Source organism: Streptomyces sp. SID1328, assembly GCF_009865595.1.
Classification (GTDB): Bacteria; Actinomycetota; Actinomycetes; order Streptomycetales; family Streptomycetaceae; genus Streptomyces; species Streptomyces griseoluteus.
The window spans coordinates 1-23301 of sequence record NZ_WWKH01000103.1 but is presented as its reverse complement, the minus strand read 5'-3'; the positions used below and the strand labels follow the sequence as shown (position 1 = coordinate 23301).

Genomic DNA, 23301 nt, shown 5'->3' with positions numbered 1-23301 from the left:
CCTTCCTCGACATCAGGCACAACAGGTACTTGCACAGTGGCGTGCAATTGCACAACCATGTGCAATGTACGACCTTGCACAGTGCCGTGCAAGTCGAGAAGGTGTGCACAATGACTGCCATGACCACGGGTAACCCCAGCCGCGCCGACACCAACCGCCGCCGCATCCTCGACGTCGCCCTCGCCGAGCTGCTGCGCGACCCGGACGCCTCGATGGACCAGATCGCGCGCGCCGCCGGTGTCGTACGGCGCACGGTGTACGGGCACTTCCCCAGCCGGGAGGCGCTGATCGGCACGCTCGTCGACGACGCGGTGCGGGTGCTGACGGAGGCGAACCTGTGCGCCCGGGACGACGGCGCCGGGCCGGCCGACGCGGTGGCCCGTTCCGTGCTCGCGGTGTGGGAGATCGCCGACCGCTACCGCCTGCTGATCGCGCTGGCCCAGCGCACGGTCACCGTCCAGGGCATCCGCGACCGCCTCGCCCCCCTGCGCGAGGAGAAGACGCGGGTCCTCCAGCGCGGGCTGGACGAAGGGGTGTTCAGCTCACCGCTGCCGGCCGCCGCGCTGGCCTTCGTGCACGAGCAACTGCTCTTCGCGGTCATGGAGGCGGTGAACGAGGGGCTGCTCCCGGCCGAGGAGGCGGGCCACGCGGCGGCGGTCACCGCGCTCACGGCGGCGGGCGTACCGAGCGACACGGCGACGGAGTTGGTGGCCCGCGCGAGCGAGGCGGCATGAAAGACCGGCCGCCCGGCCCCGGTTCAGGCGGGGTCGGGCGGCCGGCGACAGAAGGCCCTTCAGGCGGGCCCCGGAAGACACCTCGGCCAGAGGCTCCTCATGCCTTGGCGAGTTCCTTCCCGCCCTCCCCCTCGGCCGGGGCCGAGGGCGTGGACGGCTCGTCCTCCCGCCCGTCGTCCAGCAACGTCGTCTCGTCGAACGGCAGCTCGCCCGCGAGCACCCGACGCACCCGCTCGGAGTCGATCTCCTTCGTCCACGTACCGATCAGCACCGTGGCGACGGAGTTGCCCGCGAAGTTGGTCAGCGCCCGCGCCTCGCTCATGAACCGGTCGATGCCGACCACCAGGCCGATCCCGTCCACCAGCGCCGGCTTGTGCGACTGGAGACCGCCCGCGAGCGTGGCGAGCCCGGCGCCGCTGACCCCCGCCGCGCCCTTGGACGCCAGCAGCAGGAAGAGCAGCAACGGGATCTGCTCACCGAGTGACATCGGCGTACCCAGCGCGTCCGCGATGTAGAGGGACGCCATGGTCATGTAGATCATGGTCCCGTCGAGGTTGAAGGAGTACCCGGTCGGCACGGTGATGCCCACGACCGCCTTGCTGACGCCGAGGTGCTCCAGCTTGGCGATGAGCCTCGGCAGCGCGGACTCCGAGGACGAGGTCGACAGGATCAGCAGGAACTCGCGGGCGAGGTACTTCAGCAGCAGGAAGATGTTCAGCCCGGAGACGATGCGCAGCAGCGCGCCCAGCACCACGAAGACGAACAGCACGCAGGTGAGGTAGAAGCCGAACATCAGCACGGCGAGGCTCTTGAGCGCGTCGATGCCGGACGAGCCGACTACGGCCGCGATCGCGCCGAACGCGCCGATGGGCGCGGCCCACATGACCATGGCCAGGATGCGGAAGACCAGCCGCTGGACGTGCTCGATGCCCCGCAGTACGGGCTGCCCGGCCGCCCCCAGCGCCTGCAGCGCGAAGCCCGTGAGCAGCGCGACCAGCAGGGTCTGGAGGACCTGGCCCTCGGTGAAGGCGGACACGAAGGTGACCGGGATGATCGAGAGCACGAAGTCCACCGGGGGCAGCGCGTCGGCGGACACCTGCGCGTGGCCGCTCTGGCGGAGCGCGGCGGTCAGGTGCAGGCCCTCGCCGGGGTGCAGCACGTTGCCGACGACCAGGCCGATGGTGAGCGCCACCAGCGACATCACGGTGAAGTAGCCGAGCGCGATGCCACCGACCGCGCCGACCTTCGCGGCCTTGCGTACGGAGCCGATCCCGAGCACGATCGTGCAGAAGATGACCGGCGAGATCATCATCTTGATCAGATTCACGAACCCGGTGCCGAGCGGCTTCAGCTCCACACCGGCGTCGGGCCAGATCAGGCCCACGGCGATGCCGAGCGCGACCGCCACGATGACGGCTATGTACAGGTAATGGGTACGGTCCCGCTTCACGGCGGGGGCGGCTGGTGCCGTACCGGGGGTGCTGGCGGCCACGACTGCTCTCCTTGACGTCTTCGTCGGCATGACCGGCGTGCGGCTCACGTCCGGGCGTTGCAGGGGATCGCGGAGACTATCTCCCGCCGTGTGAGGGCGGTCACCCTTCCGTTCATTTAGTTCATGCCCGAACGGACAGGCACACTGCTGGCATGCGTGCCCCCGCCCTCCCCCGACCCCGCAGCCTGGCGGGCCAGCTCTTCGCCATGCAGGCGGTGCTGGTCGCAGTGGTGGTGGCCGGGTACGCCCTGTTCACCTACGTCAGCGACCAGCGTCAGGCGCGGGACGCGGCGGAACGCCAGGTCACGGCGGTGGCCCGGTCCATCGCGGACGCGCCCTCGGTGCGGGCGGCGATCCGTACCCCGGACCCCTCCGCCGAGCTTGAGCCCTACGCGCTGCGGGTGATGCGGGACGCCGAGGTCGACTTCGTCACGATCATGGACCCGCAGGGCATCCGCTGGACCCATCCGTCGCGGGACGAGATAGGCCGGCGCTTCCTCGGCCGGACCGGGCCCGCCCTGCGGGGGCACACCTTCACCGAGACGTACACCGGCACGCTGGGCCCGTCCGTGCGCGCGGTGACTCCGGTGACGGACGGGGGCCGGGTGGTGGGGCTGGTCAGCGCCGGGATCAAGGTGGAGGCGATCAGCGCGCGGGTCCAGGACCAGGTGACGGCGCTGCTCGGGGTGGCGGGGGCGGCGCTGCTGCTGGGGGCAGTGGGTACGTACGTGATCAACGCGCGGCTGCGGCGGCACACCCACGGGATGAACGCGGCCGAGCTGAGCCGGATGCACGACTACCACCAGGCGGCGCTGCACGCGGTGCGCGAGGGGCTGCTGATGCTGGACGGGCGGTACCGGGTGGCGCTGATCAACGACGGCGGGCGCGAGCTGCTCGGGGTCGGCGGCCAGGTGGTCGGTCTGTCGGTCGCGGAGCTGGGGCTGCCGGGGCCGCTCACGGGGGCGCTGCTGTCCTCGGAGCCACGGGTCGACGAGGTGCACCTGACCGCGTCCCGCGTGCTGGTGGTCAACACCTCGCCGGTGTCCGGCGGGGAGCACCGGGGTACGGTCGTCACGCTCCGGGATGTGACCGAACTCCAGTCGCTGACGGGCGAGCTGGACTCCGAGCGCGGGTTCAGCCAGGCGTTGCGGTCGCAGGCGCACGAGGCGGCGAACCGGCTGCACACCGTGGTCTCCCTGATCGAGCTGGGGCGGGCGGAGGAGGCGGTGGAGTTCGCCACGGCCGAGCTGGAGCTGGCCCAGACGCTCACCGACCAGGTGGTCGCGGCGGTGGGCGAGCCGGTGCTGGCCGCGCTGCTGCTGGGCAAGACGGCGCAGGCGCACGAGCGGGGCGTGGAGCTGGTCGTCTCGCCCGAGAGCCGGCTCGACGACGGCGTACTCCCGCCGGACCTCGCGGTGCGCGACCTCGTCACCATCCTGGGCAACCTGATCGACAACGCGGTGGACGCGGCGCAGGGCAGCGCGCGGGCGCGGGTCACGGTGACGGCGTACGCGGCCGGCGAGGCGCTGCTGCTGCGCGTGGCCGACACCGGTCCCGGCGTCGACCCGGCCCACGCGGACCTCGTCTTCCGACGCGGCTTCACCACCAAGCCGGCCGGCCCCGGCGGGCGGGGCCTCGGTCTGGCACTGGCCCGCCAGACGGTCACCCGGCTCACGGGCACGCTGACGGTCACCGAGGCGGAGGGCGGGGGTGCGGCGTTCGAGGCCCGGCTGCCGCTCGGGCCGCCGGGAGGCGCCGTATGACCCCCGAGCAGCCACCCATCCGTGTCCTGGTGGTGGAGGACGATCCGGTGGCGGCGGACGCGCATGTCCTCTACGTCGGCCGGGTGCCGGGCTTCGTCGCCGTCGGCAAGGCGGGAACCGGCGCCGCCGCACGGCGCGTCCTGGACCGCACCCCGGTCGACCTCCTCCTGCTCGACCTGCACCTCCCCGACGTGCACGGCCTCCAGCTCGCCCGCTCCCTGCGCGCGGCGGGCCACCAGGCGGACGTCATCGCGGTCACCTCGGCCCGTGACCTGGCGGTGGTCCGCGAGGGTGTCTCGCTGGGCGTGGTCCAGTACGTCCTGAAGCCCTTCACCTTCGCCACCCTCCGCGACCGCCTGCTCCGCTACGCGGACTACCACGCGGCGGCAGGCGAGGCGAGCGGCCAGGACGAGGTGGACCAGGCGCTGGCCACCCTCCGCACCCCGGCCCCGCCCACGCTCCCCAAGGGGCTGAGCGCCCCCACCCTGCAACGAGTCACAGCGGCCCTGCGCGCCACCCCCACCGGCCTCACGGCAGCAGGCGTGGCCGAATCGGTGGGCATCTCCCGCATCACGGCCCGCCGCTACCTGGAGCATCTGGTGACCACGGCCAGAGCGACCAGGAGCCCCCAGTACGGCCAGGTGGGCCGCCCGGAACTGATCTACCGCTGGCTGTCCGAGGAGGAGGGCCGGGGACGTTGAAATGAGCCCCCTACGAGCCGCCTCCACAGGCCGCCAGACGTAGGAGAGTTGAAGGAATGGTGAAATCCGGATCATCCTTTCCGGTATGACCCTCGGAAACACCGCCATCACCACGCCCTTGCCCCCCGGTTACGCCCATGAGTGGGCGCTCGTGGACGTGGAGACCTCGGGGCTCGTCGCGCGGCGGGACCGCGTGCTGTCGGTCGCGGTCGTGACGATGGGCCCGGACGGCGCACGCACCGGCGAGTTCTCGACGCTGGTGGACCCCGGCTGCGATCCGGGGCCGGTCCACGTGCACGGGCTCACCCGCGAACGGCTCAGCGGTGCACCGGACTTCGCGCAGGTCGCCGAGGAGATAGCGGCCCTGCTACGGGGCCGGGTGATGGTTGCCCACAACGCGCAGTTCGACTACGGCTTCCTGGACCACGAGTTCTCGCGCGCCCGGCTATCCCTTCCGGTGTCGCGGCGACTGTGCACCCTGGCCCTCAATCGCCAGCTCGAACCACCCACACCAGACCTGAAGTTGAGCACCCTTGCCGCCCATTACGGCGTCCGGCAGACCTGGGCGCACGACGCCCTGGACGACACCCGCGTACTGGCCGGCATCTTCGGTGCCTCGCTGCGGGAGTCCGCCCGCCTCGGCCTGGCGCTGCCCCTGGTGGCCTGCCCGCCCCGGCAGAACTCGCGGTTCGCGCCCAGCCCGCCCAAGACACCGTGCGCGTACCGCAATCCGGGGCGTCTGACGGAGGGCGGGCCGCTGGTACAGGGCATGAAGGTTGCCATTACCGGAGAGACCGCCACGGCGCGGACCGAACTGATCGCCCGCTCGGTCGCGGCCGGGCTGAACGTGATGGGGTCCGTCAGCCGCCACACCAGCGTCCTGGTCACCGACGACCCGGCCGTCCGCTCCACCAAGGCCCGTCGCGCAGCCGCCGAGGGCGTACCGGTGATCGACGAAGCCGCCTTCCTGAGCCTCCTGGGCGACGTACGACCCGGCACGGCGCACCAGGAACCGGTCGTGCCCGCCCCACGGGCGCCGAAGCGGCCCGAACCCGTCGTCCGTACGCCCGACAAACCGCTGGCCGGACGGCGCGTGCTGATTCTCGGCGGCCCACACGCCGAGGCGGCGGCCGCCCGTACCCGCCTGGTGGAGCTGGGCGGTTCGGCCGCCGTCAACCTCAGCCGAGGCGTGACCGACGTCCTGCTCCTCGCCGACGGTGACCGGGACCGCCGCATGGCACGCGTCACCGAGCTGGGACTGCCCGTGCGGGACATCGGCTGGCTCGCGGGCACCGGGCTCCTGGACGCTCCCGGGCCCGCGGAGGAACCGTCGCACCCCGCCCCGCTGGTACTGCCGCGCGGCGGGGTCACCGACCTGCCGGACGCGACCCGGCCGTGGCACGTGACCGCGTCCTGGGCGCCACCGGCCGACTGCGAGGTCGATGTCGTCGCCTTCGTGCTCGACGAGGACGGCCAGGTCACCTTCGACGAGGACTTCGTCTTCTACGGCGCACCGGAGAACCCCGGCGGCACGGTGCGCCTGCTCGCCGACGGCCCGGCCGAACAGACGATCACCGTCGACCTGGCGGCGCTCCCGCCCGCGTTCCACCGGATCGTGGTGGCCGCCGCCGTGGACGGTGACCCGACCTTCGGCGAAATCGGCGCGGTCCAGGTGGCGACCGCACCGGGCGGTGGTGACGCCCCACTGGCACGTGCCACCCTCGACGCCGCCACCACGGAACGCACCTTGCTCCTGGCCGAGCTGTACCGCCGTGGTCCGGCCTGGCGCTTCCGCGCGATCGGCCAGGGCCACGACTTCAGTCTCGCGGAGCTGGCGCGCGGCTACGGGGTGGACATCGCGGACTGAGGAGCCCCGCTCCGGAAAGCGACCGGGCTAGAAGACCGACTCCGCCTCGTCCATGCGGGACACGGGGACCGTCTTCAGTTCGGTGACCGCCTCCGCCAGGGGGACCATCGCGATGTCGGTGCCGCGGAGGGCGGTCATGCCGCCGAATTCGCCCCGGTGGGCGGCTTCGACGGCGTGCCAGCCGAAGCGGGTGGCGAGGACGCGGTCGTAGGCGGTGGGGGTGCCGCCGCGCTGGATGTGGCCGAGGATGACCGGGCGGGCCTCCTTGCCGAGGCGGCGCTCGAGTTCGTAGGCGAGCGCGGTGCCGATGCCCTGGAAGCGCTCGTGGCCGAACTGGTCGATGTCGCCCTTGCCGTAGTCCATCGTGCCGTCGAGCGGGTGGGCACCCTCGGCGACGCAGACCACGGCGAACTTCTTGCCGCGCGCGAACCGCTCCTCGACCATCTTCACCAGGTCGGCCGGGTCGAAGGGCCGCTCGGGCAGGCAGATGCCGTGTGCGCCGGCGGCCATGCCGGACTCCAGCGCGATCCAGCCCGCGTGCCGGCCCATGACCTCGACGACCATGACCCGCTGGTGCGACTCGGCCGTGGTCTTCAGGCGGTCCATCGCCTCCGTGGCCACGCCCACCGCGGTGTCGAAGCCGAAGGTGCGGTCGGTGCCGGAGATGTCGTTGTCGATGGTCTTCGGCACACCGACGACCGGCAGCCCCGCGTCGGACAGCATCCGGGCCGCCGTCAGCGTGCCCTCGCCACCGATCGGGATCAGCGCGTCGATGCCGAACTCCTCGGCCATGTCGGTCGCCCGCTCGCAGGCCTCGCGCAGCCGGTCCCGCTCCAGGCGGGAGGAGCCGAGGATGGTGCCGCCGAGCGCCAGGATGCCGCTGACCGCGTCCAGGTCGAGGGTGCGGTAGTGGCTGTCCAGCAGCCCCCGGTAACCGTCCTCGAAGCCGATGACCTCGTCGCCGTAGTGCGCCACGGCGCGGTGCACGACCGACCGGATCACGGCGTTCAGGCCGGGGCAGTCGCCGCCTGCGGTGAGAACTCCGATGCGCATCGTGCTGTGTCTCCTGCTCGCTGTGGGTACCGGTGAGCCGCTCCGATTCTTTCACGGCCACCGAACGGCCGACGACCACCGCCCCCACCAGCATGTTCGGACCCCCACCGGGCTGACGGGCGCCTTATCCAGGCCCGCGGGTATTGTCAAGAGGGTTCCGCTCACCTCGGGTGGGCGATTTCTGTGCAGGCGTACGGCGGCGCCGGGAAGGCGGCCGCCGTACGAGCAAGGATCGGAGAGCACGCGTGACACGCAGCGTGTACGTGACCGGGATCGACCGGGGCGACGGCCGGCAGGTCGTCGACCTGGGCGTCATGGAACTGCTGACCCGGCAGGTCGACCGGGTCGGGGTGTTCCGCCCCCTCGTCCACGACGGCCCCGACCGCCTCTTCGAACTGCTGCGGTCCCGCTACCGCCTCCAGCAGGACCCCGCGACCGTGTACGGCATGGGCTACCAGGAGGCGTCCACGCTCCAGGCCGAGCGCGGCACCGACGAACTCGTCTCCACCCTGGTCGACCGCTTCCACCTGGTCGCCCGCGACTACGACGTGGTCCTCGTCCTCGGCACCGACTTCGCCGACACCCAGCTCCCCGACGAGCTGGCCCTCAACGCCCGCCTCGCCAACGAGTTCGGCGCGTCCGTGATCCCGGTGGTCGGCGCCCGCAAGCAGTCCGCCGAGTCGGTGCTCGCCGAGACCCGCAACGCCTACCGCGCCTACGCGGGCCTCGGCTGCGACGTCCTCGCCATGGTCGCCAACCGCGCCGCCCGAGAGGACCGCGACAAGATCGCCGACCGGCTCACCGACCGCATGCCGGTCCCCTGCTACGTCCTGCCCGACGAACCCGCCCTCTCCGCGCCGACCGTCTCGCAGATCGCGCACGCCCTCGGCGCCAAGGTGCTGCTGGGCGACGACTCCGGCCTGGCCCGCGACGCGCTGGACTTCGTCTTCGGCGGCGCCATGCTGCCCAACTTCCTCGCCGCCCTGACCCCCGGCTGCCTGGTCGTGACGCCGGGCGACCGCGCCGACCTGGTCGTCGGCTCGCTGGCCGCGCACAGCGCCGGCACCCCGCCCATCGCCGGTGTGCTGCTCACCCTGGACGAGGTGCCGAGCGAGGAGATCCTCACCCTGGCCGCCCGTCTCGCCCCCGGCACCCCGGTGCTCTCGGTGGCCGGCACCAGCTTCCCCACCGCCGGGCAGCTCTTCTCGCTGGAGGGCCGGATGACGGCCGCCACCCCGCGCAAGGCGGAGACCGCGCTCGGTCTGTTCGAGCGGTACGCGGACACCTCCGACCTGGCCCGCCGGGTCTCCGCGCCCAGCGGCGGCCGGGTCACCCCGATGATGTTCGAGCACAAGCTGCTGGAGCAGGCGCGCTCCGACAAGCGCCGGGTCGTGCTGCCCGAGGGCACCGAGGAGCGCGTCCTGCACGCGGCGGAGGTGCTGCTGCGGCGGGGCGTGTGCGACCTCACCCTGCTCGGCCCGGTGGACCAGATCCGCAAGAAGGCCGCCGACCTCGGGATCGACCTGGGCGACTGCCAGTTGATCGACCCGGCCACCTCCGAGCTGCGCGACTCCTTCGCCGAGAAGTACGCCGCCCTGCGCGCCCACAAGGGCGTCACGGTGGAGCTGGCCTACGACGTGGTCTCCGACGTGAACTACTTCGGCACCCTGATGGTGCAGGAGGGCCTGGCCGACGGCATGGTCTCCGGCTCGGTGCACTCCACCGCGGCCACCATCCGCCCGGCCTTCGAGATCATCAAGACCAAGCCGGACTCCGCGATCGTCTCCTCGGTCTTCTTCATGTGCCTGGCCGACAAGGTGCTGGTCTACGGCGACTGCGCGGTCAACCCCGACCCGAACGCCGAGCAGCTCGCGGACATCGCGGTGGAGTCGGCGGCGACGGCCGCGCAGTTCGGCGTGGAGCCGAGGATCGCCATGCTGTCGTACTCCACCGGCACCTCCGGCTCCGGCGCCGACGTGGACAAGGTGCGCGAGGCGACCGAGCTGGCCCGCGAGCAGCGGCCCGACCTGAAGATCGAGGGCCCGATCCAGTACGACGCGGCCGTGGACGCCGCCGTGGCCGCGACCAAGCTGCCCGGCTCGGAGGTGGCCGGCCAGGCCAGCGTGCTGATCTTCCCGGACCTCAACACGGGCAACAACACCTACAAGGCCGTCCAGCGCTCGGCCGGGGCGATCGCCGTGGGACCGGTCCTCCAGGGCCTGCGCAAGCCGGTCAACGACCTCTCGCGCGGCGCCCTGGTGCAGGACATCGTCACCACGGTCGCCATCACCGCGATCCAGGCGCAGGCGCCGACCGAAAGGGCTTCCCAGCAGTGACCCCCACCCGTGTACTCGTCCTCAACTCCGGCTCGTCCTCGCTGAAGTACCAGCTCCTGGACATGCGGGACAGCAGCCGTCTCGCGGTGGGCCTGGTGGAGCGGATCGGCGAGCAGACCTCCCGGCTGCGCCACACCCTGGTGGCCACCGGCGAGACCCGCGAGCACAGCGGGCCGATCGCCGACCACGAGACCGCGCTGAAGTCGGTCGCCGAGGAGCTGACCCGCGACGGCCTCGGCCTGGACTCGCCGGAGCTGGCCGCGATCGGGCACCGGGTGGTGCACGGCGGCATGTTCTTCACCGAGCCCACCGTCATCGACGACTCGGTACTCACCGAGATCGAGCGGCTGATCCCGGTCGCGCCGCTGCACAACCCGGCCAACCTGACCGGCATCCGTACCGCCACGGCGCTGCGCCCGGACCTGCCCCAGGTCGCCGTCTTCGACACCGCGTTCCACACCTCGATGCCGGAGTCCTCGGCGCGGTACGCGATCGACCCGAAGATCGCCGACCGGTACCGCATCCGCCGCTACGGCTTCCACGGCACCTCGCACGCCTATGTGTCACGGGAGACCGCGCGGCTGCTCGGCAAGGCGCCGGAGGAGGTGAACGTGATCGTGCTGCACCTCGGCAACGGCGCGTCCGCCTCGGCGGTGGAGCGCGGCCGGTGCGTGGACACCTCGATGGGGCTGACCCCGCTGGAGGGGCTGGTGATGGGTACCCGGTCCGGTGATCTGGACCCGGCGGTCATCTTCCATTTGGCCCGTGTCGGGGATATGTCCATGGACGAGATCGACACTCTCCTCAACAAGAGGAGCGGTCTGTTCGGTCTGTGCGGGGACAATGACATGCGGGAGATCCGGCGCCGCGTCGACGAGGGCGACGAAGCGGCGGCCCTCGCCTTCGACATTTACATTCATCGCATCAAGAAGTACATCGGCGCCTATTACGCCGTACTCGGGCAGGTGGACGCGGTGGCGTTCACGGCCGGCGTCGGGGAGAACGCGGCGGCCGTGCGTGCCGCGGCGGTCGCCGGCCTCGACGGCCTTGGCCTGGCGGTGGACGAGGAGCTGAACGCCGTACGGTCCGACGGGGCCCGGCTGATCTCGCCCGCGTCCGCGCGGGTGGCCGTCGCCGTGGTGCCGACCGACGAGGAACTGGAGATCGCGACGCAGACCTATGCGCTGGTCGGAAAGAAGAGCTGAGCATTACACCGCAGTAACACGCCTGAGCGCCTGTCCGCCCATTTGCATCGTCTGTATCTTCCGCCGGCCGGAATATTCCGCAGTGAAACAAACCGATAGGATCGCCTCATGCGCCGTTCGAAAATCGTCTGTACTCTCGGCCCCGCGGTCGACACCCACGACAGGCTCGTCGCCATGATCGAGGCGGGCATGAATGTGGCCCGGTTCAACTTCAGTCACGGCACCCACGCCGAGCACCAGGCGCGGTACGACCGCGTCCGGGCCGCCGCCAAGGAGACCGGGCGCGCCATCGGCGTCCTGGCCGACCTCCAGGGCCCGAAGATCCGGCTGGAGACCTTCGCCGAGGGTCCGGTGGAGCTGGAGCGCGGTGACGAGTTCATCATCACGACCGAGGACGTGCCGGGCGACAAGCACATCTGCGGTACGACGTACAAGGGCCTGCCCGGGGACGTCTCGCGCGGCGACCAGATCCTGATCAACGACGGCAACGTCGAGCTGAAGGTCGTGGACGTCGAGGGTGCGCGGGTCAAGACGATCGTCATCGAGGGCGGTGTCGTCTCCGACCACAAGGGCATCAACCTGCCCGGCGCGGCCGTCAACGTGCCCGCGCTGTCCGAGAAGGACGTCGAGGACCTCCGCTTCGCGCTGCGCATGGGCTGCGACATGGTCGCGCTGTCCTTCGTCCGCGACGCCAAGGACGTGCAGGACGTCCACAAGGTGATGGACGAGGAGGGCCGCCGGGTCCCGGTCATCGCCAAGGTGGAGAAGCCGCAGGCGGTCGAGAACATGGAGGACGTCGTGATGGCGTTCGACGGTGTGATGGTCGCCCGCGGTGACCTCGCCGTCGAGTACCCGCTCGAGAAGGTCCCCATGGTGCAGAAGCGCCTGATCGAGCTGTGCCGGCGCAACGCCAAGCCGGTGATCGTCGCGACCCAGATGATGGAGTCGATGATCACCAACTCCCGGCCGACCCGCGCCGAGGCTTCCGACGTGGCCAACGCGATCCTGGACGGCGCGGACGCGGTCATGCTGTCGGCCGAGTCCAGCGTGGGCGCGTACCCGGTGGAGACCGTCAAGACGATGTCGAAGATCGTCAAGGCGGCCGAGGAGGAGCTGCTCTCCAAGGGCCTCCAGCCGCTGGTGCCAGGCAAGAAGCCGCGTACGCAGGGTGGTTCGGTGGCCCGTGCGGCGGCCGAGATCGCCGACTTCCTCGGCGGCAAGGGCCTGATCGCGTTCACCAAGTCGGGTGACACCGCCCGCCGGCTCTCCCGCTACCGCGCGGCCCAGCCGATCCTGGCCTTCACCACGGACGAGGGCACCCGCAACCAGCTCACGCTGAGCTGGGGCGTGGAGTCGCACGTGGTGCCGTTCGTCAACACCACGGACGAGATGGTCGACATGGTCGACCAGGAACTGGCCAAGCTGGGCCGCTTCAACGACGGCGACACGGTCGTCATCACCGCGGGTTCGCCCCCCGGTGTCCCCGGCACCACCAACATGGTCCGCGTGCACCACGTCGGCGGCGGCGACCGCAACTGACGCACCCGGACAGGACCGTGGCCCGGTTCCCCTCGCTGAGGGGGACCGGGCCACGGTGTTGTGCGGCTCCCGAACGGGCTCGTGATGGTGCTTCAGTCGGCGTACTGGTGCAGCTTGGGGATGGTCAGCGTGCCGCCGAACTGGGCGGCCTGCTGGACGGTGACGTCGGTGAAGTAGATCAGCGGGATGTTCAGCGGCGGCGGGCTGTCCGGGCTGAAGGTGATCGGGATCAGACCGAACAGCTTGCCCGAGATGCTCTCGGTGTACATGGTGGTGTCGCCGCCGCGGATCGTGGACGTCGTGCCCTTGCCGGCCTGGACGTGGTACGTCTTGCCGGACGCCTTGTCCTTCACCGTCTGGTGCAGGTCGCCGATGTCGGTGCCGTCGGAGATGACGTACTTCAGCACCTTCTTGACCTTGCCGCTCGCGGTCCGTACCTGGACGACGCCCTGGTAGTCGGCGCCCTTGAGCAGCAGCGAGCTGGCGTTGAGGTACCAGGGGTCGTCGGCGAGGAGTTGCTTGTTGTCGATGCCGCCGACGTCGTCCGTGGCCTTCTCGCAGTCCTCGGCGGCGTCGGAGGCGCTCGCGGAGGGGCTGGGGCTGGAGCTGGAGCTGGAGCTGGCCGAGGTGCTCGGCGCGGGGGTCTCCTCGGCCTTCTCACCGGCCTTCGCCGAACTCTTGGCTCCCGGTGCGGGGGCGTCGGCCGTCTTCCCGGCCGGCTTCTCCTCGTCGCCCTTGGTGGGGGCCGGGGAGGAGGCGGAGGGCGCGGGGGTGCCGGAGGCGGACGGCGCGGGCTCGGTCGCGGAGGGCGTCGGAGTCGCCGACGGCGTGCCGGCCTGCTTGCCACCGGTCAGTACGTCCCCGAGGGCGTCCCCGATCGTCCCGAGCAGCCCGCCGTCGGTGCTCTTGGAACTCGCGGACGGCGCGGGGGTGCCGACGGCGGCGTCCTTCGTGGCCGGCGCCTGCGCGGACGGCGCGGCCGCGGGCTTCGAGGCGGACGAGGAGGAACCGGTGGCGGGGCTGCCGCCCTTGTCGTCATCGCCGGAACCTGAATCCGGCGAGGACGCCTTGCCGTCACCCGCGCCGGCCTTGCCCCCGGCGGAAGCCGAGGGGCTGGGGGTGGACGGGCCGGTGCTCTCACCTGCGGAGGGCGAGGGGCTCGCGGAGGTGCCGTCCACCTTGCCGCCCAGCGCCTCGACACAGTCCTTGTAGTCGGCCGCCTTCTGACTGTTGGAGGCGATCGACGCCTGCACCTCGGGGTGGGTGCCGATCCACCAGCCGAGGAGGATCGCCACGGCGGTGGAGACGAGGGCGGTCGGCACCCACCAGTGGCGGGCGCGGTAGACGGCGGCGGGGAAACCCCGGCCCAGGAAGCGGGTCACGTCGCGCCAGGAGGCGCGGCGGGTTCCGGTGACGGCGCTGCGGGCGCGGGCCACGAGCCGGCTGAGCCGGCCGGTGAGCTGGGGGTCCGGGGCGCTGGAGCGGATGAGGGAGAGGTGCGTCGCGGTGCGCTGGTAGAGGGTGACGAGTTCGTCGGCCTCCGCGCCGGTGAGGCGGCGTCGGCGGCGGATCAGGGCATCGAGGCGGTCCCACTCGGCCCGGTGTGCGGAGACGAAGACGTCCAGGTCCATCGGGTCTGCCTGCTCCTCGACTCGTCGTGGCCAGCCGCCACCGGACAACGGGACACTGTCAGCTTGTCGTACCGGGGTGCGATGCGCTCTCAGCTTGGCAGACTTGCGTCACAGGGGTGGGCGAGGGAAGGACGGCGGACGTGAGTGAGCTGGTGACCGGTGAGGCGGTGGCGTTGGAGCTGCGGCCCGCGAAGCTGCCGAGCAGGGCGTTGGCCGTGCTGATCGATCTGATCGTGGCCGTGCTCGTCTACATCGCCGTCGTGATCGGGCTCGTGGCGGCCACCTCTTCGCTGGACGATGCCGCGCAGGCCGCGATGTCGGTGGCGGCTTTTCTGCTGGTGCTGGTCGGCGGGCCGATCGCGGTGGAGACGCTGAGCCATGGGCGGTCGCTGGGGAAGCTGGCGTTCGGGCTGCGGGTGGTGCGTGACGACGGTGGGCCGGTCCGGTTCCGGCATGCGCTGGTGCGCGGTGGCGTCGGGATGATCGAGATCCTGATGACGTTCGGGGTGGTGGCGTGCATCGCCTCGCTGGTCTCGGAGCGGGGGCGGCGGCTCGGGGACGTGTTCGCGGGGACGCTGGTGGTGCGGGAGCGGATTCCGGTGGGCCGGGCCGGTGTGGTGCCGCCTCCGGCGCCGGAGTTGGCGGGACGGTTCGCGGAGCTTGATCTGTCAGGCGTGCCCGACGGGCTCTGGCTGGCCGTGCGGCAGTACCTGACGCGGATGCACCAGCTTCAGCCGCAGGTCTCGTGGTCGATGGCGTCGCGGCTGGCCGCCGACGTGGCCGCGCGGACGGGGGCCTCCGTGCCGCCGGACCTCCAGGCGCAGCCGGCCGTGTTTCTGGCGGCCGTGGTGCATGAACGGCAGTCCCGGCAGGCGCGGCAGCGGCCTCGGTACGAGGGCGGTGGGGACCATGCGGTCGCTTCCGTGTCTCCCCCGGCCGTCGCGCCGGTGAGCGAGAAGAACGTGAGGCCGCCGGAGCACCCGCAGAGCCGGTCGACGGGGTTCGCGCCGCCCGCCTAGTCGGCCGGGCGGTCAGGGGAACGTCGACGGTGGGGTCTGGAGGTCCTCCAGCTCGATGCCGGGGGCCGAGAGGACGACGTCTCCGGCGATGTGCACGGCGTGCCTTTCCCCCGTGTCCAGGGCTGTGACCTGGTATTCGTCCACGAGCAGGGGGCCGCTGTCAGTGGCGTGTGCTTCTCTGTCGATCAGTGCCCAGGACTGGTCCACGGTGCGGGGGGCGAGGACCGGGTCGGTCAGGGCGACGAGGCGTACGCGGGTCGCGGAGGAGGAGGGGGTGAGGCGCAGGAGACGTGCGGTGGCGACGAGGAACGCGGGGGACGTGCCGGTGAAGGCGTGGGCGGGCACATTGCCCTCCGTCGCCTCCAGCCCGGCCGGGTCGGTGCGGACCCAGGTGACGCCGTCGAGGGCGGCGCCGCGCACCTGCCAGCCGCCGGCGTGGAGTTCGAGGCGGATGGGGCGGCCGAGGTCGTCCAGGGCGAGGTCGACCGAGCCCCGGTGTGCTCCGTCGGGGGCGGTGAGCTGGGAGACGTAGCGCCAGCCGGAGGGGCCGGGGGCGCACTGGAAGTGTTCTTCTGCGAGGGGGGTGTGATCGTGCGGGTCGTGGAGCGAATATCGGCCGCGCGGCATGGGAGGTCCTGGGGTCTGGCGGGCTGACGGTCCAAGGCCGCTGGTCCGGCGCAAAGGGGCAGGCCCCCGGCACGGGGGTGCGGGGGCCTGCCTCGGGTGGTGCGGGGATCAGCGGCTCAGTAGCGGTAGTGGTCCGACTTGAAGGGACCGTCGACCTCGACACCGATGTACGCGGCCTGCTCCGGGCGGAGCTGGGTGAGCTTGACGCCCAGCGAGTCCAGGTGGAGGCGGGCAACCTTCTCGTCCAGGTGCTTGGGGAGCACGTAGACGCCGATCGGGTACTCGTCGGGCTTGGTGAACAGCTCGATCTGGGCCAGGGTCTGGTCCGCGAAGGAGTTGGACATCACGAACGACGGGTGGCCGGTGGCGTTGCCCAGGTTCAGCAGGCGGCCCTCGGACAGGACGATGATCTTCTTGCCGTCGGGGAAGGTCCAGGTGTGGACCTGCGGCTTGACCTCATCCTTGACGATGCCGGGGATCTTGGCGAGGCCGGCCATGTCGATCTCGTTGTCGAAGTGGCCGATGTTGCCGACGATGGCCTGGTGCTTCATCTTGGCCATGTCGGAGGCCATGATGATGTCCTTGTTGCCGGTCGTGGTGACGAAGATGTCGGCCTTGTCGACGACCTCGTCCAGCGTGGTGACCTGGTAGCCGTCCATGGCCGCCTGGAGCGCGCAGATCGGGTCGATCTCGGTGACGATCACACGGGCGCCCTGTCCGCGGAGGGACTCGGCGCAGCCCTTGCCGACGTCGCCGTAGCCGCAGACGACGGCGGTCTTGCCGCCGATGAGGACGTCGGTGGCGCGGTTGATGCCGTCGACCAGGGAGTGGCGGCAGCCGTACTTGTTGTCGAACTTCGACTTGGTGACGGCGTCGTTCACGTTGATCGCCGGGAAGAGCAGGACGCCGTCGCGCTGCATCTCGTACAGGCGGTGGACGCCGGTGGTGGTCTCCTCGGTGACACCGCGGATCTCGGAGGCGAGCTGGGTCCACTTCTGGGAGCCGTCGGTGATGGTGCGGTTGAGCAGCTCGAGGATGACGCGGTGCTCGTCGGACTCGGCGGTGTCGGGCGAGGGGACCTTGCCGTCCTTCTCGTACTCGACGCCCTTGTGGACGAGCAGGGTGGCGTCGCCGCCGTCGTCCAGGATCATGTTCGGGCCGCCGGTGGGGCTGTTCGGCCAGGTCAGCGCCTGCTCGGTGCACCACCAGTACTCGTCCAGGGTCTCGCCCTTCCAGGCGAAGACGGGGACGCCCTGCGGGTTGTCCGGGGTGCCGTTCGGGCCGACGGCGATGGCGGCGGCCGCGTGGTCCTGGGTGGAGAAGATGTTGCAGGAGGCCCAGCGGACGTCGGCGCCGAGGGCGACGAGGGTCTCGATGAGCACGGCGGTCTGCACGGTCATGTGCAGGGAGCCGGTGATGCGGGCGCCGGCCAAGGGCTGGGCCTCGGCGTACTCCTTGCGGATCGACATCAGGCCGGGCATCTCGTGCTCGGCGAGGGTGATCTCCTTGCGGCCGAACTCGGCCAGGGAGAGGTCGGCGACCTTGAAGTCCTGTCGGTTGTCGACAGTGGTCATGGCGGGCTGCTCCTCGAAGTCGGGGCGAGGTGGGTACGGCTGGTCTGCACGGCGACGGACACAGGGGTGCCCCGAAAAGAGGACACAGGCATGCCCGCGTACGCGCAGCGCAGTCCGTCGGAGGCCCTCTCTCCCTCGGTCGGTCCGCTCCGGGACCGCCCGACCGCCATCAGCAGCGACGTCTGGCTCCGTCCCAAGCTACACCGCGGGGCGGGGCGCGCCCCAGTCCGCGTTCGGACACCGCGTGCCGTCCAGGTGCCGGATGTGGCGCGAACGGATGGGTACGGAACCAGGTGTCCGGGTGGGGCGAGGCCCCCGGCGCGGCCGGTGGGGACCGGGGTGCGGCGGGGGCCTCGGCGTGGCGGCCTGGGGCTCAGTGGTCGGCCGGGTGGGGGTTCGGGCCGCCCGGCGTGGCGAGCGGGTCGGGGCCCTTGGCGGCCTCGGCGGCGCTGTAGATGTCCGGCTCCAGGTAGATGACGCGGGCGATCGGGACGGCCTCGCGGATGCGGGCCTCGGCGCGGTTGATGGCGTTGGCGACCTCGGCGGCCGTGTCGTCGTGCTGGACGGCGATCTTGGCGGCGACGAGAAGTTCCTCGGGGCCGAGGTGGAGGGTGCGCATGTGGATGACGCCGGTGACGGTGTCGCCGTCGACGATGGCGGCCTCGATCTTCTTGACGTCCTCCAGGCCGGCGGCCTCGCCGAGCAGCAGGGACTTGGTCTCGGAGGCGAGCACCAGGGCGATCGCGACGAGCAGGACACCGATGCAGACGGTGCCGATGCCGTCCCAGACGCCGTTGCCGGTCAGCAGGGCGATGCCCACGCCGCCGAGGGCGAGGACCAGGCCGATGAGCGCGCCGAAGTCCTCCAGCAGCACGACGGGCAGCTCGGGCGCCTTGGCCCGGCGGATGAACTGGGCCCAGGAGAGCTTGCCGCGCAGCTCGTTGGACTCCTTGATGGCCGTACGGAAGGAGAAGCCCTCGGCGATGATCGCGAAGACGAGGACGCCGACCGGCCAGTACCAGTGCTCCACCGGGTGGGGGTGGCTGATCTTCTCGTAGCCCTCGTAGATGGCGAACATGCCGCCGATGGAGAACAGGACGATGGAGACCAGGAAGGCGTAGATGTACCGCTCGCGGCCGTAGCCGAAGGGGTGCTGCGGGGTGGCCTCGCGCTGGGCCTTCTTGCCGCCGATGAGCAGCAGGAACTGGTTGCCGGAGTCGGCGACCGAGTGGACGCCCTCGGCGAGCATCGACGAGGAGCCGCTGAACGCGAACGCCACGAACTTCGATGCCGCGATCGCCAGATTGGCGCCGAGTGCCGCCACGATCGCCTTGTTACCGCCTGACGCGCTCATGAGTTCGCGTTTTCCCTTCGCCCTTGTCGCCTTCTCGGCACCCCCGCACGGCTCTTGTGCCCCCACGGGTCGCTTCTTTGCACGTGCTTTGCCGGTGGGTCATTGTTGCAGTCCCACCGGCAGGCGGCGCCTCAGGTGTCCACAGGGGCGGTCATACGATCACAGTGGCGCGGAACAGCGTGCCCTCGCCGGACGCCTCGGCCTTCTCGCCCGCCGGGACGAAGACGGACCGGCCGGGCAGCAGGCCGTGCTCGCCGACGCGGACCGAACCGGCCGTGCACAGCAGGATCTGCGGGGTCGGGAGGGTCAGGTCGCGGGTGGTCTCGCCGGGCAGGACCCAGCGGGAGAGCCGGAATTCGTCGATGGGGGTCTCGTAGACCTCCTCGCCGTCCGGGGACGCCTCGGGGCGCAGGACGCCGGGGTCGCTCGCCTCGAAGCGGACCACGCGCAGGAGTTCGGGGACGTCGATGTGCTTGGGGGTCAGGCCGCAGCGCAGGACGTTGTCGGAGTTGGCCATGATCTCGACGCCGAGCCCGTCCAGGTAGGCGTGCGGGATGCCCGCGCCGAGGAACAGGGCCTCGCCGGGCTGGAGCCGGACGTGGTTGAGCAGCATGGCCGCGATCACGCCGGGGTCGCCGGGGTAGTCGCGGGCCATGTCGGCGTACGGGGTGTACGGGCCGCCGAGGCTGGTGCAGGCGGCGGTCGCCTCGGTGACGGTGTCGGCCATGTCCTCGGGGTTCGCGGTGAGGATCGCGGTGAGCACCTCCCGCAGGGCGGCGTCCTCGGGCTGGGCACGCAGCAGGTCGACGTACGGCTTGAGGGAGTCGACGCCCAGCCCGTCGAGCAGGCCGGCCGCCTCGGCGGGGGCGCGGAAGCCGCACAGGCCGTCGAACTCGGTCAGGGCGCAGATGAGTTCGGGCTTGTGGTTGGCGTCCTTGTAGTTGCGGTCGGGGGCGTCCACGGGGACGCCCCTGCGCTCCTCCTCGGCGTAGCCCTCGCGCGCCTGGGCCAGGTCGGGGTGGACCTGGAGGGAGAGAGGGGCGCCCGCGGCGAGGATCTTGAGCAGGAAGGGCAGGCGCGGGCCGAACTTCGCCACCGCCTCGGCGCCCAGCTCGCGCTCCGGGTCGGCGTCGATGACCTCCACCAGCGTGCCGCGCGAGGTGCGCGACGGAGCGCCGGGATGGGCGCCCATCCACATCTCGGCCTGCGGTTCGCCGGTGGGCTCGGTGCCCAGCAGCCGCGGGATGGCGGTGGTCGAGCCCCAGGCGTAGGGGCGGACGGTGTTGTCGAGGCGGTCCATGTGTCTTCTCTGTCTCCGTACGGGCGCCGCGGACGGGTGCCTGGGGTCAGCTCAGGCGCCGGCGGCGAGCGCCAGGTAAACGGCGGCGAAATCAGTGACGGCGATCAGGTCGGCGAGGGTCTCCAGTTCGCCGCCCTCCTCCGGCTCGAGTTCGCTGATCGGCGTGTCGTGGCCGAGGGCCAGGTCGCGGGCGGCGGGGGCGGCGCTGAGACCGCCGAGGGGACGGTCCCGGAGCAGCACCACGCGCGCGTGCATCGCGGGGGCCTCCTCGACGCGGTCGCGGAAGAAGTCGTCCGGATCGGCGCGGGCGGCCAGCGGACCGGAGAGCAGGGCCTCGTGCGCGAGGAGCGCCTCGGGGAGTTCGGCCACCAGGGCGGGGCGGCCCGCGAGTTCGGCCAGGGCGGCGGCGAAGCGGCGGCCCGCCGGGCCCGCGGAGGTGCCCTCCGTCCAGACGACGGGCAGGGCGTCGGCGAGTTCCGCGGCGAGCGTCTTGGCCGCGTTGCCGTACGTGGCGATGGCGGGGCCGCAGCGCTCGGCGACCTGGTCGAGGCGGTCGGCCACCTTCTCCAGCGCGTCGGGGCCGGCGGTCAGCAGGCCGACACGGTCCAGGAGGGCCAGCAGCGGGGTGAGCAGGGCCCAGAAGACGCCGGAGGAGGCGGCGGCGACCGGCTCGCCCTGGTCGTACGGCGCTGTCGCCATCGGGACGAACATGCCGTGCGCGCCCGCGACCGCCTCCGCGAGGGGGGTGCCGGCAGGGGCTACGGCCACCACGGAGCAGCCTCTGCGGTACGCCTGTTCCGCGAGGAGGCCGAGGCTCGGTTCGGTGCCGTCGGGGGTGGCGATCAGCAGCAGGTCCACGGAGCCCGCCCAGCCGGGCAGTTCCCAGCGCAGGGCGCCGGGGGCGGGGGCGACTCCGGTGGCCTCCAGGCGGATCACCGGGCTGCCGGGGCCGGCCAGGGTGCCGAGGAGGTCGGCGGTGTGGGTGGCGGCGGCGCCGGGGCCCGCGATCAGTACGGCGCGGGGACGGCCGTCGGGCTGGAGCGCGCCGACTCCGGCCTCGGCGGCGTGCCGGGCCGCGGTACGGACCCTCGCGCCCGCCTCCGCCGCGCCGCGCAGCAGCCCTCGGCGGTCGGCCTCGGCGAGGCCCTCCGGGGTGTCCAGGAGCGATTCGTCGAGCATGGGCGGGGTGCCTCCGATTGCCGGGGTCCTACTGCGCGGTGTGCTTCGGCCGTGCTTACGCCGGGCGGCGGGCCTCGTCCACCAGGAGGACGGGGATGCCGTCGCGGACGGGGTACGCCAGGCCGCAGTCCTGACCGGTGCAGATCAGCTCCGCGTCCTGCTCCTTGAGGGGGGCGTGGCAGGCCGGGCAGGCCAGGATCTCCAGGAGACCGGCTTCGAGCGGCATGGGGTGTCCCTTCGGGCGGAAACGGGTGCTACGGACGTGCTGGTCAGGGTACCGCGAGTCGCTCCGCGGGTTCGGGGGGATGTTGCCCACCCGGCCGTCCCTGCCGGCTGGCTGACGGGGAGCCGTTGCGCTCAGCCGGGGCTACGCGCGGATGATCGCCAGAACCTCGTCCCTGATCTTCGTCATCGTCGCCTCGTCCTCCGCCTCGGCGTTCAGGCGGAGCAGCGGTTCCGTGTTGGACGGGCGGACGTTGAACCACCAGGTGGGGGTGGAGACGGTGAGGCCGTCGAGGTCGTCCAGGGTCGTGTCGGGGGCCGGGGCGTAGGCGGCGCGGAGGGCGGCCAGGCGGGCCTGCTGGTCGGTGACCGTGGAGTTGATCTCGCCGGAGCCCGCGTAGCGGTCGTACTGGGCGGTGAGGGTGGACAGGGGGGTGGGGTGTGTGCCCAGGGCGGCGAGGACGTGGAGGGCGGCCAGCATGCCGGTGTCCGCGTTCCAGAAGTCCTTGAAGTAGTAGTGGGCGGAGTGCTCGCCGCCGAAGATCGCGCCGGTGCGCGCCATCTCCGCCTTGATGAAGGAGTGGCCGACGCGGGTGCGGACCGGGGTGCCGCCCTGCTCGCGGACCACCTCGGCGACCGTGCGGGAGGTGATCAGGTTGTGGATGACCGTGCCGGTACCGCCGTTGCGCGCGAGTTCGCGGGCGGCGACCAGGGCGGTGACGGCGGACGGGGAGACCGGGTCGCCGTTCTCGTCCACGACGAAGCAGCGGTCGGCGTCACCGTCGAAGGCGAGGCCGATGTCCGCGCCCTCCTGCACGACCCGCTTGCGCAGGTCCACGATGTTGGCCGGGTCCAGCGGGTTGGCCTCGTGGTTGGGGAAGGTGCCGTCCAGCTCGAAGTACATCGGGACGACGGTCAGCGGCAGCCCCGCCAGGACCGTCGGGACGGTGTGCCCGCCCATGCCGTTGCCCGCGTCCACGACGGCCTTCAGCGGGCGGATCGCGGTGAGGTCGACCAGCGAGCGCAGGTAGGCGGCGTAGTCGGCGAGGGTGTCGCGCGCGGTGAGGGTGCCCGGTGCGGTGGCCGGGGCCGGGGCGCCCGTTTCCGTCCAGCGCTCGACCAGGGCGCGGATGTCGGCGAGCCCGGTGTCCTGGCCGACCGGGGCGGCGCCCGCGCGGCACATCTTGATGCCGTTGTACCGGGCCGGGTTGTGCGAGGCGGTGAACATCGCGCCGGGCAGGTCCAGCGCGCCCGAGGCGTAGTAGAGCTGGTCCGTGGAGCAGAGGCCGATCTCGGTGACGTCGACGCCCCGGTTCAGCGCACCGCGTGCGAAGGCGCGGGAGAGGCCGGGCGAGGAGGGGCGCATGTCGTGGCCGACGACGATCGCGGTCGCGTCCGTCACCTCGGCGAAGGCGGCGCCGAAGAGTTCGGCCATGGCCTCGTCCCACTGGTCCGGAACGACTCCGCGCACGTCGTACGCCTTCACGATCTGCGACAGATCTGCCACGGCCGGCCCTCCTGAAAGTCCATTGGGGGCCCAAAACTACCCGTTGGGGTGCGCGGCTGCGGGGAGGGGCGCTCTAGTTGTCCGGCGAGCGGAGGACCCGCAGGTGGCCGCGCCGGGCGACTTCCATCGGGTCGGCGCCGCGTGCGCCGCCGCCCGCTCCGGCCGCGCGCTCCGGCGGACGGGCCGCCTCGCGGACCG

Annotated in this window: 17 protein-coding genes and 2 pseudogenes; 8 read left to right on the top strand and 11 right to left on the bottom strand. The window is 71.8% G+C overall.

Annotated features, from left to right (window positions below; translation table 11 throughout):
* The first annotated feature begins 119 nt into the window (after positions 1-119).
* Positions 120-734: a TetR/AcrR family transcriptional regulator gene (locus GT030_RS03150; RefSeq protein WP_202459623.1), complete on the top strand. Its 615-nt coding sequence runs from the start codon at positions 120-122 to the stop codon at positions 732-734.
* A 97-nt stretch (positions 735-831) separates the two neighbouring features.
* Here the strand turns inward: GT030_RS03150 and GT030_RS03145 are convergent, their stop codons facing one another.
* Positions 832-2256 carry a cation:dicarboxylase symporter family transporter gene (locus GT030_RS03145; RefSeq protein WP_161199724.1) on the bottom strand — a complete coding sequence of 475 codons (1425 nt, stop codon included), beginning with the start codon at positions 2254-2256 and terminating at the stop codon, positions 832-834.
* A 122-nt stretch (positions 2257-2378) separates the two neighbouring features.
* Here GT030_RS03145 and GT030_RS03140 point away from each other — a divergent pair, with 122 nt between their 5' ends.
* The 3 genes from GT030_RS03140 to GT030_RS03130 all read left to right on the top strand — a co-directional run bounded on the left by GT030_RS03140 (position 2379) and on the right by GT030_RS03130 (position 6557).
* The gene (locus GT030_RS03140; protein ID WP_161199715.1) at positions 2379-3989 is read left to right on the top strand and encodes a sensor histidine kinase; all 1611 of its coding nucleotides are present in this window, start codon (positions 2379-2381) and stop codon (positions 3987-3989) included.
* Complete coding sequence (locus GT030_RS03135; protein ID WP_161199714.1) at positions 3986-4690, top strand: response regulator; 705 nt, start codon at positions 3986-3988, stop codon at positions 4688-4690. Before GT030_RS03140 ends, GT030_RS03135 begins: the two co-directional genes overlap by 4 nt.
* Before the next feature lie 85 nt (positions 4691-4775).
* Positions 4776-6557, top strand: coding sequence for a TerD family protein (locus GT030_RS03130; RefSeq protein ID WP_161199713.1), 1782 nt, complete (start codon positions 4776-4778; stop codon positions 6555-6557).
* Between the two features lie 27 nt (positions 6558-6584).
* On the opposite strand, the gene GT030_RS03125 is transcribed toward GT030_RS03130, so the two are convergent.
* Positions 6585-7610 (bottom strand): ATP-dependent 6-phosphofructokinase, encoded by a 1026-nt coding sequence (locus GT030_RS03125; RefSeq protein WP_130332434.1) that lies wholly within the window; start codon positions 7608-7610, stop codon positions 6585-6587.
* A 245-nt stretch (positions 7611-7855) separates the two neighbouring features.
* Here GT030_RS03125 and pta point away from each other — a divergent pair, with 245 nt between their 5' ends.
* The 3 genes from pta (at position 7856) to pyk (ending at position 12690) form a co-directional block, all read left to right on the top strand.
* The gene (gene pta, locus GT030_RS03120) at positions 7856-9946 is read left to right on the top strand and encodes a phosphate acetyltransferase (protein WP_161199712.1); all 2091 of its coding nucleotides are present in this window, start codon (positions 7856-7858) and stop codon (positions 9944-9946) included.
* Positions 9943-11151: an acetate kinase gene (locus GT030_RS03115; protein WP_161199711.1), complete on the top strand. Its 1209-nt coding sequence runs from the start codon at positions 9943-9945 to the stop codon at positions 11149-11151. Before pta ends, GT030_RS03115 begins: the two co-directional genes overlap by 4 nt.
* A 108-nt stretch (positions 11152-11259) precedes the next feature.
* Positions 11260-12690, top strand: a complete 1431-nt coding sequence (gene pyk, locus GT030_RS03110; RefSeq protein WP_161199710.1) for a pyruvate kinase — start codon at positions 11260-11262, stop codon at positions 12688-12690.
* A 1223-nt stretch (positions 12691-13913) separates the two neighbouring features.
* Here the strand turns inward: pyk and GT030_RS35415 are convergent.
* Positions 13914-14321: pseudogene (locus GT030_RS35415) on the bottom strand (stage II sporulation protein M); the annotation flags it as partial.
* Positions 14322-14461: 140 nt separating this feature from the next.
* Here GT030_RS35415 and GT030_RS03100 point away from each other — a divergent pair.
* Positions 14462-15340: an RDD family protein gene (locus GT030_RS03100; protein WP_161199709.1), complete on the top strand. Its 879-nt coding sequence runs from the start codon at positions 14462-14464 to the stop codon at positions 15338-15340.
* Positions 15341-15352: 12 nt separating this feature from the next.
* On the opposite strand, the gene GT030_RS03095 is transcribed toward GT030_RS03100, so the two are convergent.
* The 8 genes and pseudogenes from GT030_RS03095 to GT030_RS03060 form a co-directional block, all read right to left on the bottom strand.
* Positions 15353-15967 carry a hypothetical protein gene (locus tag GT030_RS03095; RefSeq protein ID WP_161199708.1) on the bottom strand — a complete coding sequence of 205 codons (615 nt, stop codon included), beginning with the start codon at positions 15965-15967 and terminating at the stop codon, positions 15353-15355.
* Between the two features lie 116 nt (positions 15968-16083).
* Positions 16084-17541 carry an adenosylhomocysteinase gene (gene ahcY / locus GT030_RS03090; RefSeq protein ID WP_161199707.1) on the bottom strand — a complete coding sequence of 486 codons (1458 nt, stop codon included), beginning with the start codon at positions 17539-17541 and terminating at the stop codon, positions 16084-16086.
* Between the two features lie 373 nt (positions 17542-17914).
* Positions 17915-18895, bottom strand: coding sequence for a cation diffusion facilitator family transporter (locus GT030_RS03085; RefSeq protein WP_161199706.1), 981 nt, complete (start codon positions 18893-18895; stop codon positions 17915-17917).
* A gap of 151 nt (positions 18896-19046) precedes the next feature.
* On the bottom strand, positions 19047-20195 hold the full coding sequence (manA, locus tag GT030_RS03080) for a mannose-6-phosphate isomerase, class I (protein WP_161199705.1): 1149 nt from the start codon (positions 20193-20195) through the stop codon (positions 19047-19049).
* Between the two features lie 51 nt (positions 20196-20246).
* The gene (locus GT030_RS03075) at positions 20247-21374 is read right to left on the bottom strand and encodes an SIS domain-containing protein (protein WP_161199704.1); all 1128 of its coding nucleotides are present in this window, start codon (positions 21372-21374) and stop codon (positions 20247-20249) included.
* 55 nt (positions 21375-21429) lie between these two features.
* A complete protein-coding gene (locus tag GT030_RS03070) occupies positions 21430-21600 on the bottom strand; it encodes a Trm112 family protein (protein WP_020940431.1) in 171 nt (56 codons plus the stop codon).
* Positions 21601-21741: 141 nt separating this feature from the next.
* Positions 21742-23103 (bottom strand): phosphomannomutase/phosphoglucomutase, encoded by a 1362-nt coding sequence (locus GT030_RS03065; protein WP_161199703.1) that lies wholly within the window; start codon positions 23101-23103, stop codon positions 21742-21744.
* A gap of 73 nt (positions 23104-23176) precedes the next feature.
* A pseudogene (locus tag GT030_RS03060) lies at positions 23177-23301 on the bottom strand (DUF3499 domain-containing protein); the annotation flags it as partial.

Coding starts and splice junctions, on each gene's coding strand:
- GT030_RS03135 (WP_161199714.1), top strand. CDS start 3,986: ATGACCCCCGAGCAGCCACCCATCCGTGTCCTGGTGGTGGAGGACGAT.
- GT030_RS03140 (WP_161199715.1), top strand. CDS start 2,379: ATGCGTGCCCCCGCCCTCCCCCGACCCCGCAGCCTGGCGGGCCAGCTC.
- GT030_RS03075 (WP_161199704.1), bottom strand. CDS start 21,374: ATGCTCGACGAATCGCTCCTGGACACCCCGGAGGGCCTCGCCGAGGCC.
- GT030_RS03125 (WP_130332434.1), bottom strand. CDS start 7,610: ATGCGCATCGGAGTTCTCACCGCAGGCGGCGACTGCCCCGGCCTGAAC.
- GT030_RS03145 (WP_161199724.1), bottom strand. CDS start 2,256: ATGCCGACGAAGACGTCAAGGAGAGCAGTCGTGGCCGCCAGCACCCCC.
- GT030_RS03095 (WP_161199708.1), bottom strand. CDS start 15,967: ATGCCGCGCGGCCGATATTCGCTCCACGACCCGCACGATCACACCCCC.
- GT030_RS03150 (WP_202459623.1), top strand. CDS start 120: ATGACCACGGGTAACCCCAGCCGCGCCGACACCAACCGCCGCCGCATC.
- ahcY (WP_161199707.1), bottom strand. CDS start 17,541: ATGACCACTGTCGACAACCGACAGGACTTCAAGGTCGCCGACCTCTCC.
- pyk (WP_161199710.1), top strand. CDS start 11,260: ATGCGCCGTTCGAAAATCGTCTGTACTCTCGGCCCCGCGGTCGACACC.
- GT030_RS03130 (WP_161199713.1), top strand. CDS start 4,776: ATGACCCTCGGAAACACCGCCATCACCACGCCCTTGCCCCCCGGTTAC.
- manA (WP_161199705.1), bottom strand. CDS start 20,195: ATGGACCGCCTCGACAACACCGTCCGCCCCTACGCCTGGGGCTCGACC.
- GT030_RS03085 (WP_161199706.1), bottom strand. CDS start 18,895: ATGAGCGCGTCAGGCGGTAACAAGGCGATCGTGGCGGCACTCGGCGCC.
- GT030_RS03070 (WP_020940431.1), bottom strand. CDS start 21,600: ATGCCGCTCGAAGCCGGTCTCCTGGAGATCCTGGCCTGCCCGGCCTGC.